This window comes from Streptomyces sp. NPDC052036 (assembly GCF_040680495.1).
GTDB lineage: Bacteria > Actinomycetota > Actinomycetes > Streptomycetales > Streptomycetaceae > Streptomyces.
Map to the genome: position 1 here is coordinate 140937 of NZ_JBFAWW010000017.1, position 14889 is coordinate 155825.

Below are 14889 nucleotides of genomic sequence, written 5' to 3' on the forward strand. Positions count from 1 at the left end.
CGGAGCCCGGACGACGGACAGGTCCGACAGCCACAGCGAAGGAGCGAGGTGCAGTCGATGCGACTGGTCGTGGCCATCACCGGTGCCACCGGAGTGCTGCTGGGCGTCCGGCTGCTCGAGGAGCTGCGGCTCCACGAGGGGGTGGAGACGCACCTGGTGATGAGCCGATGGGCGCGCGCGACCCTGAAGGCCGAGAGCGACCTCACGGCACGTCAGGTGGCCGCGCTCGCCGATGTGTCGTACGCCCCCGACGACCAGGGCGCCGCGATCGCGTCGGGCTCGTTCCCCGTGGACGGCATGATCGTCATGCCGTGCAGCATGAAGACCCTGGCGGCCATCAGGACCGGGTACGCCGACGGCCTCGTCGCCCGGGCCGCCGACGTGACGCTCAAGGAGCGCCGCAAGCTCGTCCTCGTACCCCGCGAGACCCCGCTCGGCGACAACCACCTCGACCATCTGCTGACGCTGTCCCGCAGGGGCGCGGTGGTCCTGCCGCCGATGCTGACCTTCTACAACCACCCGTCCACCGTCGACGACATGGTCGACCACATCGTCGCCCGGGTCCTCGACCAGTTCGGCATCGCCTCGCACCGCGCCCGCCGGTGGCAGGGGCTCCCGGACGCCGGCTTCCCCGCGGCCGGTATCGACCGTCAGCCCGTCATCGCGAACTCCCCCGGAGGGCCGACCCCATGAGCCACATCGTCGACCTGCGTGCGTACACCGACGCACTCGCCGCCCTCGGCGATCTGAAGACCATCAGTCGGCCGGTGAGCGCGGACCTCGAAGTGGCGGCCCACACCCGGCGATCCTACGAACTGCGCGCCCCCGCACCCCTGTTCACGAACGTCACGGAGGACCGGATCGGGATGCGGCTCTTCGGCGCGCCCGCCGGGGTGAGCGCCCGGCCGGACATGCCGCTGGCCCGGCTCGCGCTGTCGGTGGGCCTGCCGCCCGAGGCCGACGCGGTCGCGCTGGTGGAGCATCTGGTGCGCACCCGCGACGCCGCGCCCGTGCCGCCGCGCACCGTGCCCCGTGAGGACGCTCCGTGCAAGCAGAACGTGCTGCTCGGGGACGAGGCGACGCTGGACCACTTCGCCGTGCCCCGCATCCACGAGGGGGACGGTGGGGACTATCTGAACACCTGGGGTGTCATCATCGCGAAGACGCCCGACGGGGCGTGGACCAACTGGTCCATCTCGCGGATCATGAAGCTCGACGGCAAGCGCATGACCGGACTGGTGGTGCCGCCTCAGCATCTCGGCCTGGTCTGGCAGGCCTGGGCGGAGCGGGGCGAACCGATGCCGTACGCCCTGGTGCAGGGCGGTGCTCCCGCCATCCCGTTCGTGGGCGGCATCCCCCTGCCCAGGGGCGTGGACGAGGCGGGCTACATCGGCGCGCTGCACGGCGAGCCGATCGACGTCGTCCGCTGCGAGACCATCGACCTGGAAGTCCCCGCGCACGCCGAGGTGGTGATCGAGGGTCACCTCTCGGTGGGACGGGACAGCCTGGAGGGCCCGTTCGGCGAGTACGCCGGATACGCCTCGACCCAGACCTCGCTTCAGCCGGTGTACTCGGTGGAGGCGATCACCTACCGCGACCGTCCGATCTGGCCGGTCGTCGCCGAGGGCCGGCCGGCGGACGAGTACCACACCGTGACCGGCACCGGACGGGCCGCCAACGTGCTGCACGCCCTGCGCCGTGCGGGCCTGCCCGTCACCACCGTGTGGATGCCGTTCCTCGCGGCCATGCACTGGACCGTGGTCACCGTGCCCGAGGACTGGCGCGCCACCCTCCCGGGCGTCGACTCCACGGAGTTCGTACGGCGCATCGGCGAGGTCATCCACAACAGCGGCGGGCCCAGCGCGATGATGCCCGTCACCTTCGTGCTCGACGACGACATCGACCCCGCGAACGAGGCCGACCTGCTGTGGGCGCTCGCGACCCGGCTGCACCCGAAGGAGCGGAGCGCGGCCTGGGACGGCGTGGTCCTGCCGTTCATGGCCTGCTACTCGGAGGAGGAGCGCAAGGCGATGCGCGGCCCGAGCGTCGTCCACGACGGTCTGCTCCCCGCCTGGGGCGAGGGTCGGCTGCACCACAGCTCCTTCGCCCAGGCGTACCCGGCCGACGTCCGCCGCAAGGTCATCGACCACTGGGACGACTGACCGCACCGACGGCCGAGGCACGGCCGTCGGCCCCCGCGCTCCGCGACGACCGGCCGACCGCCGCGGTCCGCACGACACCCTTTCCGACCTTCCACCGATGGAGCGACATGGCGCTCGACCCGAAGTGCGTCGGGACGACGTACCCGCCCGCACAGCCCTACCCCGTGGAGCCGCAGACGATCCGGCGCTTCGCCGAGGCGGTGGGCGACCCCGCTCCCGTGTACACGGAGCCGGCGGCGGCACAGAGCCTCGGGCACCCGGACGTCCTCGCCCCGCCCACCTTCCCGTTCATCGTGGTCGTCAAGGCGATGGAGGAGGTGTTCCGCTACGAGGACATCGGCTTTGACCCCACCTACCTCATCCACGGCAACCAGCGGTTCGACTACACCCGGCCGGTCCGGGCGGGCGACCGCCTGGTCACCACCCTGGAGATCACGGGGGCCCAGACGCTGCGCGGCCGGGACGTTCTCGGTCTGCGCGCCGACCTGGCGGACGTCGACGGCTCACATGTCGTCACCACGCACATGACCTTTGTATCCCTGAGTGCCGTGGAGGGCGGTGAGCGCGATGACGACCAGCGTGACGATCAGCGCTGACGACGTGGAGGTGGGGACCGAACTCCCCGCCAGGACGGTCACGGTCACCCGCACCGACCTCGTGCGGTACGCGGGCGCCTCCGAGGACTTCAACCCCGTCCACTGGAACCCGAGGGTGGCGCGCGAGGCCGGCCTGCCCGATGTCATCGCCCACGGCATGCTCACCATGGCCGTGGCCGCCCGCACGATCACCGAGTGGGTGGGGGACCCGGGCGCGATCCTCGAGTACCGCACCCGCTTCAGCAAGCCGGTCGTGGTGCCGGACGACGAAGACGGCGCGACGGTCGAGGTCCGGGGCCGGATCGCGGCCAAGCTCGACGACGCCCGCGTCCGCATCGACCTCGTGGTGACGAGCGGCGGCGCCAAGGTGCTCAGCGAGGCACGAGCGGTCGTACGACTGCCTTCGTGACGGACCGCCCCCCTGCGAACCGACCGAACCCGCCACGAGATCCACGACGCGACTCACGACGAAGTCGACAACGAACCCGCGACGGACCCATGACCCAAGGGGACGCGTGCCGAGAGCGGCCGACGGTCCCTCATTCGACTGCCAAGCGAACGGAATACAGGACGGATGAGCAGTTCACCGGCTTTCCTCGTCGCGCCCCGCTATGTCCTGGGCGAGATCGAGGAACCCCACACCGCCCTCACGGACCTCGCATCCCGCGCGGCGCACTACGGCATCCCCGTGGCCCCCCGTACCTGGGGCTGGGGGAGCTACTTCCGCACCGAACGCAGCACGGTCGAACTCGCCGTCGCCAGCGGCAACGCAACCCTGGAGGCCTCCGGCGCGGCACCCGGGTCGGTCGACGGAGTGATCGTGTGCACCAGCTCCTTCCCCGGCTCCGTCGACGACCACGCCGGCTTCCTAGGCGCGGTGCTGGGCGGACTGGCGCTGCCCAACGTGTCGTTCGCCTTCGGTATGACGCTCAACCGGTGCAACAACCTGCTCGCGGCCCTTCACGTCGCCGCGTCGCTCGTCCGTGCCGGAAGCCAGCGCCGGATCCTGGTGGTGACCGCGGACCGGATCCGCGACGAGGCCGTACGGCTGGAGAAGTTCGCGCTGTTCAGCGACGGTGCGGCCAGCTGCCTGGTGAGCGCCGAGGAGGGCCCCGACGGCTTCGCGGTCCTCGCGTCCGCCTCGGCCCAGGACGCCGCGGTGCTCGGGCTGCGCGACCAGATCGACTCCCGGCTCGCCGTCGCCGTCAACACGGAGCTGGAACGCGCCACCGGAATACCGCCGGAGAAGATCACCGCGCTGCTTCCCGCCAACCTGGTCCGGCCGCTGGTGACGATGAAGGAACGCCAGGCGGGCTTCTCGGCCGCACAGACGCGTACCGGCAACATCGAGCGGCTCGGCCACTGCTTCGCCGCCGATCCCCTGATCAACCTCGTCGACCTCCTCGCCTCGGGCGAACAGGAGCCCGACGGGCTGTATCTGCTGGCCTCCAGCGTTCCGGGCGCCCGGCACGGCGTCCTGCTCCGCAAGCTCGCCTGACGTCGAAAAGAGGTGTCCGATCATGGTTTGGGTCCGGATGAGGACCGCCGCGGCAGCCGGGCCGTCACGCCGTACGCCGGCCGGACGCCGCGCCGCCCTGGGGGTGGCCCGGTGACCACGACCGCGTCCGGTCCGGCCCCCTTCCTCCGGCTGACCGGTGACCCCTTCGAACTCGGGCGGCAGCACGGCGCCGCCCGCGCCACGGCGCTGCGCGCCTTCCTCGACGACGGTCTCGCCCGGCTGAACCACCTTCTGGACACCCCGGTCTCCCTGTCCTCGCTGGGCCCGACCCTCACGGAGTTCGAGAAGGAGATCGAGGCCGCCACGCCCGAGCTGGCCGAGGAGACACGCGGCCTGGCCGCCGGCGCGGGCATCAGCCGTCCGGAGGCCCTGCTGCTCCAACTGCGCCGGGAGATCGCCGGCTACCGCAGCACCCGTCGGCGGCCGCACGGCGACTGCACCACCTACGCCCGGGTGGACGGCTCCGGTCCGCACACGGTCCTGGCGCAGACGGTCGACCTCAACGGCAACCTCGACGACCAGACCTGTGTCCTGTCCATCAGCAGGGCCGGGGCCCGGCGGGACGTGCTGATGCTGAGCTTCGGCGGCCTGCTCGGCTATCTCGGGATGAACAGCGACGGCCTGGCCGTCGGCATCAACCTCGTGCTGGGCGGCCGGTGGCGGCCGGGCCTGCCGCCCTACCTCGCCGTCCGTCACGTCCTGGACAGCGCCGGGTCGGTGGACGAGGCGCTGGAGGTGCTCTCCCGGCTGCGGCTGGCGAGTTCCCGGTCCCTGACGCTCTGCGACTCCTCCGGCGCCGCCTGCGCGGAATTCCTGGACGGGCGGATGCATGTGGTCCGGGCCGCGCAGACCGTCCACACGAACCACTTCCTCCACCCCGAGTTCATTCCCTTCGACGAGCTGAACGTCTTCGCCAAGAACTCCTCGCTGCGCCGACTGGACGCGTGCACCGTCCGGTTGAGCGCCCTGCCGGAGTCGGCGTCGCCGCGGGACCACCTCGGCCTGCTGTCGACGCCGCCGATCTTCGTGCCGGACAACGGCGACATCCGCCGCGAGCGCACCGTCGCGGTGGTGGCGATGCGCCCGGCGGTCGGCGACCTGCATCTGCTGGGCTCCCGGCCGTCGGCACTGCCCCAGGTCTTCACGGCCGGGGAGATGAGCGGGGCGGCGGGCACATGACGACCGGACGGCCCACCTACGACGGCACGGCGACCGGACGTCGCGCGGACGGCGACACGGCGACCGGACGCCCCCCGCACGACGGCACGGCGACCGGACCCCGGCCGACGGAGCCTTGTGTCGAAGGGTGGCTCGTCGATCTGCGCGCGGCCGGGCACGCCTGGGACGACGAGGTCCGCCGCGGCGAGCTGTCGGCGGAGGAGGCAGGGCGGGCGGAGCGGTTCCGCAGCCCCGCCGCCGCGGTCACCTATGTACGGGCCCGTTCCACCGTGCGCCGGGTGCTCGCCCGCACGCTCGGCGAGCACCCCTCGACGCTGCGGATCGCGGTAGCGCCGGGCGGCAGGCCCGCGCTGCCGGACCACCCGCAGTGGCACGTCAGTTGGTCGAGGTCGGCGGAGGTGCTGCTGGTCGCGGTGCGCCGCGGCGCGCCGGTCGGCGTCGACGTCGAGGTGATGCGCCCCGTCCCGTCGCCCGCCAAGGTACTGCGCACCGTCTACCCGCACACGCCCGCACTGGCGGACCTGGGCGAACCCGAGGCCTTCTTCTCAGCCTGGACGCTGCTGGAGGCGGCGGTCAAGGCGACCGGACGCGGACTCGCGCGCGGAGGGCGGGACGTACGGCTGCATCGGCCGCCCGGGGCGCGCCGCTGTGCGCTCGCCGGGATCCGCGACGGCGGCACCGCGCCGTGGTGCGGCCGCACCGATCAGTTCGAGCTGCCGTCATCCGGTCGTGGCGCCCCGGCGGCGCGGGTGATGACGGCCGTGGTGACCCGGGGCCGCAGCGCCCCGGCCGTCCGCCTGAACACCTGGCGGCTGCCGGAGACGGAGCCGCCACCGGACACGGCACCGGGGGCGGGACCGAGCGTCCCGTACGCCCGGCATGCGCCGACCGCCCCGTACGAACCGAACATCACAGGCCCGAAGAGGCACTTCACCGATCCCGCACGCAACGACAAGAACAGCAGGAGGTGACATGTCCGCCGACGAAGAGACTCCGGCGCCCGGAACCGACTCCGGACTGCTGTCGCCCGTCTGGGCCGGCACGCCGGTCGAAGCGGTCACCTCGGACGAGGCCTGGCTGCTGGCGATGGTCGAGTTCGAGGCCGCGCTCGCCACCGCCCAGGCGAGCCTCGGCGCGGTGCCGCAGGGCACGGCGGAGGCCATTCGCGTGGCGGGGACGAGCGGCCGGCTCGGTCTGGTGGAGCTGGCCCGCCGGGGGCGGGAGGCCGCCAACCCGGTCGTGTACTTCGTCAAGAGGCTCACCGAACTGGTCGCGGAGGTCTCCCCGGAGGCCGCCGGGCATGTCCACGCCGGATCCACCAGCCAGGACGTCCTGGACTCGGCGGCCATACTGGTCGCCACCCGGGCGCTCACGCTGCTGCACGACGACCTCGGCCGGATCCGCACGGCCCTCGCCGCCCTGAGCCGCGACCATCGCACCACACCGGCCGCCGCGCGCACGCTGACCCAGCACGCCGTACCGACCACGTTCGGGCTCAAGGCCGCCACCTGGCTCACCCTGATCGCCGACGCCCATGACCGGGTCGGCGCGCTGCTCGACACACGCCTGCCCGTGTCGCTCGGCGGCGCGGCCGGCACGCTGTCGGCGTACCACGACCATCTGCGCGCCGCCGGTGTGCCGGGGGTCCACCCCGAACTGCGGCTCGTGGAGCTCGTCGCGGACGAACTGGGGCTGGCGGGGACCGCGCTGCCCTGGCATGCGGCCCGCACCCCGATCGCCGATCTGGCGGGCGTACTGGCCTTCGTGGGCGGAGCGCTCGGCAAGTTCGCCGCGGACGTCCTGGTGCTGTCCCGCACGGAGATCGCCGAGGTGGCGGAGCCCGCCGCGGCGGGCCGCGGTCAGTCCTCCGCGATGCCGCAGAAGCGCAATCCGGTGCTGAGCACGCTGGTCGCGGCGGCGGCCCGGCAACTGCCGGTGTACGCGCTGGTCCTGCAGCAGGCGGTGGTCACCGAGGACGAGCGTTCCGCGGGGGCGTGGCACGCGGAGTGGCAGCCGCTGCGTGAGTGTCTGCGGCTGGCCGGCGGCGCGGCCCGCACGGCGGCCGAACTCGCCGAGGGCCTGGTCGTGTCGGCGGAGCGGGTCCGCGCCAACCTGGTGCTGACCGGGACCGGACTGGTCGCCGAGCGGTTGTCCGTCGCGCTCTCCCCGGACCTCGGGCGGCGGCTGGCCAAGGAGACCGTCACCCGTGCGGTGCGCTCCACGGAGGCCGGTGTTCCGCTGGCCGAGGCGCTCCTGCTGGCGCTGAAGGAGGCCGGACACGCGGACGGTCTGTCCACCCCGCTGGAGCAGTTGCTCGCCCCGGAGGACTACCTGGGGGCGGCCGTCCCCCTCACCGACCGTGCCGTACAACGGGCCACCGCCGTGATCGCCGGCGACCCGTCCCCGGCCGCCACCGACAGCCCGCACCCGTACACCCGTCCCACCGATCCCACCCCCTCGTCGCACGACCGGGAAGACTAGGAGACAGCCAGATGATGATCAGTGAGGAACGCCGCCAGAAGATTCTCGCGGACAGGGCTCTGGGTGCGGGCAACGTGCTGCACCGGCTCACCGGGTACGGCCGGTCCCTGGACGAGCAGGTGCTGTGGACGGACGGCTCGTGGCGCTCGCCCTCCGGTGACCACCCGGAGGTGCTGACCCTCGGCGAGTTGCAGGAGGTCGTGGCCACCTATGCCGGCTTCTACCACCAGGCGGGAGTGCGGGCGAAGGACGCGGTCGCCATCGTGTCCACCTCCATCACCGACTTCGCCCTCAACCTGATGGCGCTCACGAGCCTCGGTGCGATCGCGTCCCTGGTGAACGCGAACATGCCGGTGGACGTGCGCCGTGAGTACATCCGCCGCCAGCAGGTGGTCGGCGTGATGACCCGGGAGCCCTGGCACAAGGAGCTGCTCCAGCACCTCGACGACGACCCCGCGCCGGGTTTCGTGGCCCTGCAGTCCGAGATCACCCCCGAGCACCGGGCGCAGCGGCCGGAGAACTATCCGTTCCGCCACACCCCGACGGACCCGATCCTGATCTCCCACTCCTCGGGCACCACCGGCATCCCCAAGTCCGCCTTCCACACCCACGAGACGCTGTTCCATGGTGCGCTCAGCAGGCTGGAGGACGGCCAGGACTGCAGCACCCGCAAGCGGCTGCTCGCGCTGCCCGGCCACCATGTGTCGGCGATGTCCAACACCCTGCTCGGTCTGACGCTCGGCGCCCCGCTGGTGCACCAGACCGACCCCAGCGGCCCCGCCGTCCTGGACGCCGTCGAGAAGCACCGCCCCACCATCGTGTTCGGCTTCACCCACACCTTCGCGGAGATGGCGGCCGAGGACCTGGCGGGCCGTGACCTGACGAGCGTCGAGGCGTACTACGTCTCCGGGGACGCCGCGCACCTGGTGCACATCAAGCGTCTGCTGGAGAAGGGCTCGCACACCGTGACGGGCCGCGACCTGAAGCCGCACACGGCCCCCGGCGCCATCTTCATCGACATGTTCGGCTCCACCGAGATGGGCTATGTGCTGTTCGACTACGCCCACCGCGCCGGCGGCCAGAACATCAGCCGCTGCATCGGACGCCCGATGCGCTTCGCGCAGGCGGCCGCGCTCTCCGAGGACGGCACGGTGCTGCCGCCCGGACAGGTCGGACGCCTCGGCGTGCGGTCCCGGTCGCTGACCCCGGGCTTCTGGAACGACAACGTCCGCTGGCACAAGCAGTGGCTCGGCGGCTACTTCCTCACCGGCGACCTCGTCTACCGCGACGGCGCGAACAACTTCTACCACCTGGACCGCACCACCGACGCGATCCGCACCGAGGCGGGCGTCGTGTTCAGCGCCTACACCGAGGAGATGCTGCTCGGGGAGTACCCCGAGATCCGCGACTGCACGGTGGTCGGCATGGCCCCCGAGGGCGTCAAGTTCGGCTGGGAGGACGACGGGGTGGCCGAGACCCATGTGTTCCTCAACCTCGTCGAGGGGGCGAAGGCGCCCGAGGACCCGACCGCCTGGGTGAACGCGGCGCTGGCCAAGTACGGGCTGCCCGGGATGGCGAGCGCGGTCGTCGTGGACGAGGACACGATCCCGGTCGGCATCACCGGCAAGGTGCTCAAGCGCATCGTGCGCGACAAGGCCAAGTCCATCGTCGGCGGGTGCTGACAGGCACCGCGCCCCGACCGGGGAGGCGGCCGGCCCGCCTTCCCGGTCACCGGAGCGAAGACCATCGCGGTCACCGGAGGGAGACATCGCAATGAGCGTCGACTACGACGTGATCGTCATCGGCGCGGGCAACGCCGGGCTCGCCGCCGCGGCCACGCTGCAACGCGGCGGCCAGCGGACGTTGCTGGTGGAGCGCCACAACGTTCCGGGCGGCGCGGCCACCTCGTTCGTCCGGGGCCGCTTCGAGTTCGAGGTGTCGCTGCACCAGCTGGGCGGCATGGGCGGCCCGGGCCCGCTGCGCGAAATACTGGACGAGATGGACGTGACGCGCAGGCTGCGGCTCATCCAGGACGACGAGTTGTACCGCACGGTCGTGCCCGGCGTGCTCGATGTGACACTGCCCGCCGACTGGCAAGGCGCGGTGGACGTGCTCGACAACCACTACCCCGGCAACCGCGGCGCGCTCACCCGCTTCCTGGAGATCGTCCGGGACGTCGGCCTGTGGCAGCTGACCGCCCGCGCCAATCTGCACCGGCTGAAGGAGCAGACGGAGTGGCTGTCCGGCCTGCCCGACGTACGGCGCTACGGTCTGCGGACCTTCCGTGAGGTGCTGGACGAGTTCTTCACGGACGAGCGCCTGAAGTTCGTGCTGTCGTCGTACTGGAGCTACAACGGCCAGCTGCCCTCCCGCATGTCGTTCATGGACATGGCGCGGCTGCTCGCGCTGTTCATCGAGACCAAGCCGTACCAGATCGTCGGCGGCAGCCAGGCCCTGTCCTCCGCGATGCTGGAGTCCTTCCTGGAGGCGGGCGGCGAGGTCCGGTTCAACACGAGCGTCGACAAGATCGTCACCCGCGGCGGCAGGGCCGTAGGGGTACGCCTGGATGACGGAGAGACCGTTTCCTGCCGGCTGGTGGTCTCCAACGCGCCGTCCAGCACCACCTACACCCGGCTGCTCGACCCGGCGGACGTCCCGGCCGGCGTCCTGCGGGACCTGGGCTCCCGGCGTATGGGGCCGTCGGCCACCGCGCTGTATCTGGGCCTGGACGCGACCGCGGCGGAACTCGGCTTCTCCACGGCCACCAACTTCCTCACGGCCGACCTGGACGAGCGGACCGTGGCCCGTGGCATGCGGTCGCTTGAGCCGGCCCCGTTCCTGCTCGCCAGCTGCTACGACGTCCGGCCGACGGGCTTCGCGCCGCCCGGCGCCGCGCAGGTCAACCTGGTCACCATCCAGTACGCGGACCCGTGGGAGGCGGTCCCGGTGCGGGACTACCAGCAGGCGAAGTCCGCGTACGCGGCCTCCCTGCTCGACCTGCTGAAGGCCATCGCGCCCGGGGTGCGGGACGTGATCGAGGAGGCCGAGATCGCCACCCCGGTGACCTTCAAGCGCTATCTGAGCCAGCCCGGCGGCGCCATCTACGGCTTCGACCAGGACGCCATGGACAGCTGGCTGTTCCACGAGGACGACCTCAAGCCCAACGTCCCGGGACTGGTCCTGGTCAGCAACTGGGTCACGGCCGGCGGCTACAACTCGACCATCGTGACGGCGGCCCGGCTGTCCCGGCGGCTGCTGGCCGTTCTGTGACGCACCATCGAGCGGAGTCAGACATGTCAACGTCCACCAATCCGTTGGCCCACCTGTTCGAGGGGGCGGACGAGGTCGTCGCGGAGATCGAGCGGCGCGGCGCGGCGGGTGCGGACCATCCGGCCGACGCCTGGGAGGAGATCACGCCGTACCACCCGAAGGTCCTGGATCTGACGGTGGCGGAGGTCGTCGAGGAGACCGTGACGACGAAGACCTTCCGGATGCGGCGCACCGACGGCCGGCCGCTGCCCTCCTTTCTCGCCGGCCAGTACATCAGCCTCCACGTACGGGTCGGCGACGTCCTGACGAGCCGTGCGCTGTCCATCTCCTCCAGCCCCGCGACGCTCGACCACTACGATCTGACCGTGCGCCGGCTGCGGGGCGGGCGGGTCAGCAACCACCTGATCGACACCGTGCGGCCCGGTGACCGGTTCACCAGCGGCGGGCCTATCGGCACCTTCTACCACGACCCGCTGTTCCACGGGGACGACGTCGTCTTTCTCGCCGGCGGCTCCGGGGTCGCACCGGCCATGAGCATGATCCGGGACATCGTCGACCACGGCCTGTCCCGCCGTATGACACTGGTCTACGGCTCCCGGCGTGCCGACGACATCATCTTCCGCGACGAACTGGATGCTGCGGTACGGGATCACCCGGACCTCTCGGTGCACCATGTCATCTCCGACCCCGGTCCCCACTGGACGGGGGAGGTCGGGCCGCTGGACGGCGCGCTGATCTCCCGGCTGGTCGGCCCGCTGGCCGGGCGGATGACGTATCTGTGCGGGCCGCCGGGCAAGTACGCCTATCTCGTACGGCAGTTGGAGGCGCTCGGGCATCCGCGGCGCCGGATCCGCCTGGAGGCCAACAGCGTCGCCCTGCCGCCGCCGGCCGACCCCCGCTGGCCGGCGGAACTTAACCCGGAGGAGGAGGTCACCGTCACCGTCCGGGGCCGGGGGAGCATCAGCGTGCCGCGCGGCCGGCCGCTGCTCGACGCGCTGGAGGACAACGGCCTGCGCCCGGAGGCCTCGTGCCGCTCGGGGGAGTGCGCGCTGTGCCGCGTACGGGTGTGCTCCGGCGAGGTGTTCCACGCGGAGGAGGCCCGACTGCGCGCCTCCGACCGCGAGTTCGGCTTCGCGCACTGCTGCGTCGCCTATCCGCTCACCGACCTGGAAATCGATTTCTAGCACTCTGCCGTCCTTTTCCGGACGGTCGTAACCTGTCCGAAAAAATGCTCCACACCCCTTCATGTTCCCGCCGGAATGTGATGTGATGGGACAGCACGCCGACCGGTCGGTCTGGCCGGAGGAGATGAAAATTCTCCATCTCTCACCGTGTGTTTCCCAAGCTCTTGTGGAGCTTCCCGGAGTTCATCTCCCTTTATGCCCGGCGATATGCCGAGGCGTTCCCCGTGGTGTCCCCACACCCTCGACTGGAGGTTTGCAGTATGTCCTCTGACCTGCGGAAAGTAATGATCGACACGCTCCGGGACATGCACTTCGACACGGAGTCGGTGACCGACGAAACCCCGCTGGGCGACGGTGGCCTCGAATTGGAGTCGCTCTCGATAGCGGAGCTCGTGATGCAGCTCGACAACCACGGCGTTGAATTCTCCGACGAGGAGATGGAAAAGCTGCCGACGATGACCTTCGGTGAATTCGCCGAAGAAGCCGCGCGGCGCGCCGCGGCTAAGTAAGAAAAGCCCCCACCGTACCGTGCCCCGGCGCTCGTTTCGCTCGGGCGGACCGAAGGAAGGAGATATGACCTTGCCGCAGCCGACCAGGACGATCTGCGTCGTGGGCGCCGGTCCGCGAGGCCTCGCGGTCCTTGAGCGGTTATGTGCCAACCACACCGGCGAGCGCCGGCTGTCGGTCCACGTGGTCGACCCCTGCCCGCCCGGGCCCGGACGCACGTGGCGCACCCGGCAGTCCCCCCATCTGCTCATGAACACGGTGACCTCGCAGGTCAGCCAGTTCACCGACGACAGTGTCCCGTGCGCCGGGCCCATCCGGCCGGGCCCCAACCTGTACGACTGGCTCCAGCGGCCCGATGCCGGGACCCCGAAGGACTGGGTGAGGGCGGAGCGGCTGGGGCCCGACGACTACCCCTCCCGGGCACAGTACGGGCGCTATCTGGAGTGGGTCTTCGCCCACCTCGTGGCCACCGCCCCCGACACCCTCCGGATCGTCGTCCACTCGGCCACGGCCGTCGCCCTGGACGAGGACGCGACCGGTCAGTGCGTCACCCTCGACGACGGCACCCGGCTGACCGGTCTGGACGTCGTGGTGCTGTCCCTCGGACACGGTCCCAACGTGCCCGCGGCCGAGGAGCGTCGGCTCACGGCGTTCGCCGGCCGCCACGGGCTGCGCTACCTGCCCGCGGCCAACCCCGCGGACCTCGACCTGGACGGCATCGCCTCCGGAGAGGTCGTCGGTCTGCGCGGTCTCGGACTGGCGTTCTTCGACGTCCTCGCCCTGCTCACCGAGGGCCGGGGCGGGAAGTTCGTACCGACCCCCGACGGACTGCAGTACCTCCCCTCCGGCCAGGAGCCCGTGCTGTACGCGGGATCCCGCCGCGGAGTGCCGTACCAGGCGCGTGGGGAGAACCAGAAGGGGCCGACCGGCAGACACGAACCGCTCTTCCTCACCCTCGACGCGGTCAGCCGGATCCGCGCCACGTCCGACGCGACCTTCCGGCAGCACGTCTGGCCGCTGCTGGACGCGGAGGTGCGCACCGTCTACTACCGCGCGCTGGTGGCGCAGCGCACCGACCGGGCCACCGCCGACCTGTTCCTGGCCGAGTACCTGGCCTCCCCTGCGTCCGGGCGTACGGCCGCGCTGCGCCGCTACGGCGTGACCGCCGCCGACGAGTGGGACTGGGAACGCGTCGAACGCCCCTGGGGGCAGCGCGCGTTCGCCGATCGCGCCGACTTCAACTGCTGGCTGCTGGACCATCTGCGCGAGGACGCCCGGCAGGCCCGGGGCGGCAACGTGGACAATCCCCTCAAGGCTGCCCTGGACGTCCTGCGCGACCTGCGCAACGAGGTCCGGCTCGCCATCGACCACACCGGGATCACCGGCAGCTCCTACCGGGACGAAGTGGTGGGCTGGTTCACACCGCTCAACGCGTATCTGTCCATCGGCCCGCCCCTGTCCCGCATCGAGGAGATGACCGCTCTCGTCGAGGCCGGCGTGCTCCAGGTCGTCGGCCCCCGCACCCGGGTCCGCCCTGACCCCCTGGGGGAGGGCTTCCTCATCGGCTCCGACGCCATACCCGGCGCGGAGGTACGCGCCACCACGCTGATCGAGGCGCGCATCCCCGACGTGGACCTGCGCCGCAGCGGCAACCCGCTGCTGCGGCACCTGCTCAGAACCGGGCAGGGCCGGCCGCACAGCATTCCGGATCCCGAGGGTGCCTACGAGACCGGCGGACTCGACGTCACCCGCCGCCCCTACCGGGTGGTGGACGCCGAGGGTGTGCCCCATCCGCGCCGGTTCGCCTACGGGGTGCCCACCGAGTTCGTGCACTGGGCGACGGCCGCGGGCATCCGCCCCGGGGTCGGCTCGGTGATCCTCGAGGACGCCGACGCCATCGCCCGGGCGGCACTGGCTCCCTGACGGACGTCACCGGCCCGCCGGTCCCTGCTGCCCCGGCGCGGACCCGTCGGCCGGCCCGACGCCCGACC

At 71.6% G+C, this 14889-nt stretch carries 13 protein-coding genes; all 13 read left to right on the top strand.

Annotated features, from left to right (window positions below):
* The first annotated feature begins 57 nt into the window (after positions 1-57).
* The 13 genes from AB0L95_RS23690 to AB0L95_RS23750 all read left to right on the top strand — a co-directional run bounded on the left by AB0L95_RS23690 (position 58) and on the right by AB0L95_RS23750 (position 14821).
* Positions 58-693 carry a UbiX family flavin prenyltransferase gene (locus tag AB0L95_RS23690; protein WP_365164220.1) on the top strand — a complete coding sequence of 212 codons (636 nt, stop codon included), beginning with the start codon at positions 58-60 and terminating at the stop codon, positions 691-693.
* Complete coding sequence (locus AB0L95_RS23695) at positions 690-2162, top strand: UbiD family decarboxylase (protein WP_365164147.1); 1473 nt, start codon at positions 690-692, stop codon at positions 2160-2162. Before AB0L95_RS23690 ends, AB0L95_RS23695 begins: the two co-directional genes overlap by 4 nt.
* Before the next feature lie 107 nt (positions 2163-2269).
* Positions 2270-2758 carry a MaoC family dehydratase N-terminal domain-containing protein gene (locus tag AB0L95_RS23700; protein ID WP_365164148.1) on the top strand — a complete coding sequence of 163 codons (489 nt, stop codon included), beginning with the start codon at positions 2270-2272 and terminating at the stop codon, positions 2756-2758.
* Positions 2730-3167, top strand: a complete 438-nt coding sequence (locus AB0L95_RS23705) for a MaoC family dehydratase (RefSeq protein ID WP_365164150.1) — start codon at positions 2730-2732, stop codon at positions 3165-3167. The genes AB0L95_RS23700 and AB0L95_RS23705 overlap by 29 nt, the downstream gene beginning before the upstream one ends.
* A 165-nt stretch (positions 3168-3332) precedes the next feature.
* The gene (locus AB0L95_RS23710; protein WP_365164151.1) at positions 3333-4256 is read left to right on the top strand and encodes a 3-oxoacyl-ACP synthase; all 924 of its coding nucleotides are present in this window, start codon (positions 3333-3335) and stop codon (positions 4254-4256) included.
* Positions 4257-4367: 111 nt separating this feature from the next.
* Positions 4368-5456 carry a C45 family peptidase gene (locus AB0L95_RS23715; RefSeq protein ID WP_365164152.1) on the top strand — a complete coding sequence of 363 codons (1089 nt, stop codon included), beginning with the start codon at positions 4368-4370 and terminating at the stop codon, positions 5454-5456.
* On the top strand, positions 5453-6427 hold the full coding sequence (locus AB0L95_RS23720) for a 4'-phosphopantetheinyl transferase superfamily protein (protein ID WP_365164153.1): 975 nt from the start codon (positions 5453-5455) through the stop codon (positions 6425-6427). Before AB0L95_RS23715 ends, AB0L95_RS23720 begins: the two co-directional genes overlap by 4 nt.
* Position 6428: 1 nt before the next feature.
* Complete coding sequence (locus tag AB0L95_RS23725) at positions 6429-7937, top strand: lyase family protein (protein ID WP_365164154.1); 1509 nt, start codon at positions 6429-6431, stop codon at positions 7935-7937.
* A gap of 11 nt (positions 7938-7948) precedes the next feature.
* Complete coding sequence (locus AB0L95_RS23730; protein ID WP_365164156.1) at positions 7949-9619, top strand: AMP-binding protein; 1671 nt, start codon at positions 7949-7951, stop codon at positions 9617-9619.
* Positions 9620-9710: 91 nt separating this feature from the next.
* Positions 9711-11207, top strand: a complete 1497-nt coding sequence (locus AB0L95_RS23735; protein ID WP_365164158.1) for an NAD(P)/FAD-dependent oxidoreductase — start codon at positions 9711-9713, stop codon at positions 11205-11207.
* A gap of 23 nt (positions 11208-11230) precedes the next feature.
* Positions 11231-12391: a 2Fe-2S iron-sulfur cluster-binding protein gene (locus tag AB0L95_RS23740; protein WP_365164159.1), complete on the top strand. Its 1161-nt coding sequence runs from the start codon at positions 11231-11233 to the stop codon at positions 12389-12391.
* A gap of 305 nt (positions 12392-12696) precedes the next feature.
* On the top strand, positions 12697-12900 hold the full coding sequence (locus AB0L95_RS23745) for an acyl carrier protein (RefSeq protein WP_365164160.1): 204 nt from the start codon (positions 12697-12699) through the stop codon (positions 12898-12900).
* A gap of 64 nt (positions 12901-12964) precedes the next feature.
* A complete protein-coding gene (locus AB0L95_RS23750) occupies positions 12965-14821 on the top strand; it encodes an FAD/NAD(P)-binding protein (RefSeq protein WP_365164161.1) in 1857 nt (618 codons plus the stop codon).
* Positions 14822-14889: the final 68 nt, after the last annotated feature.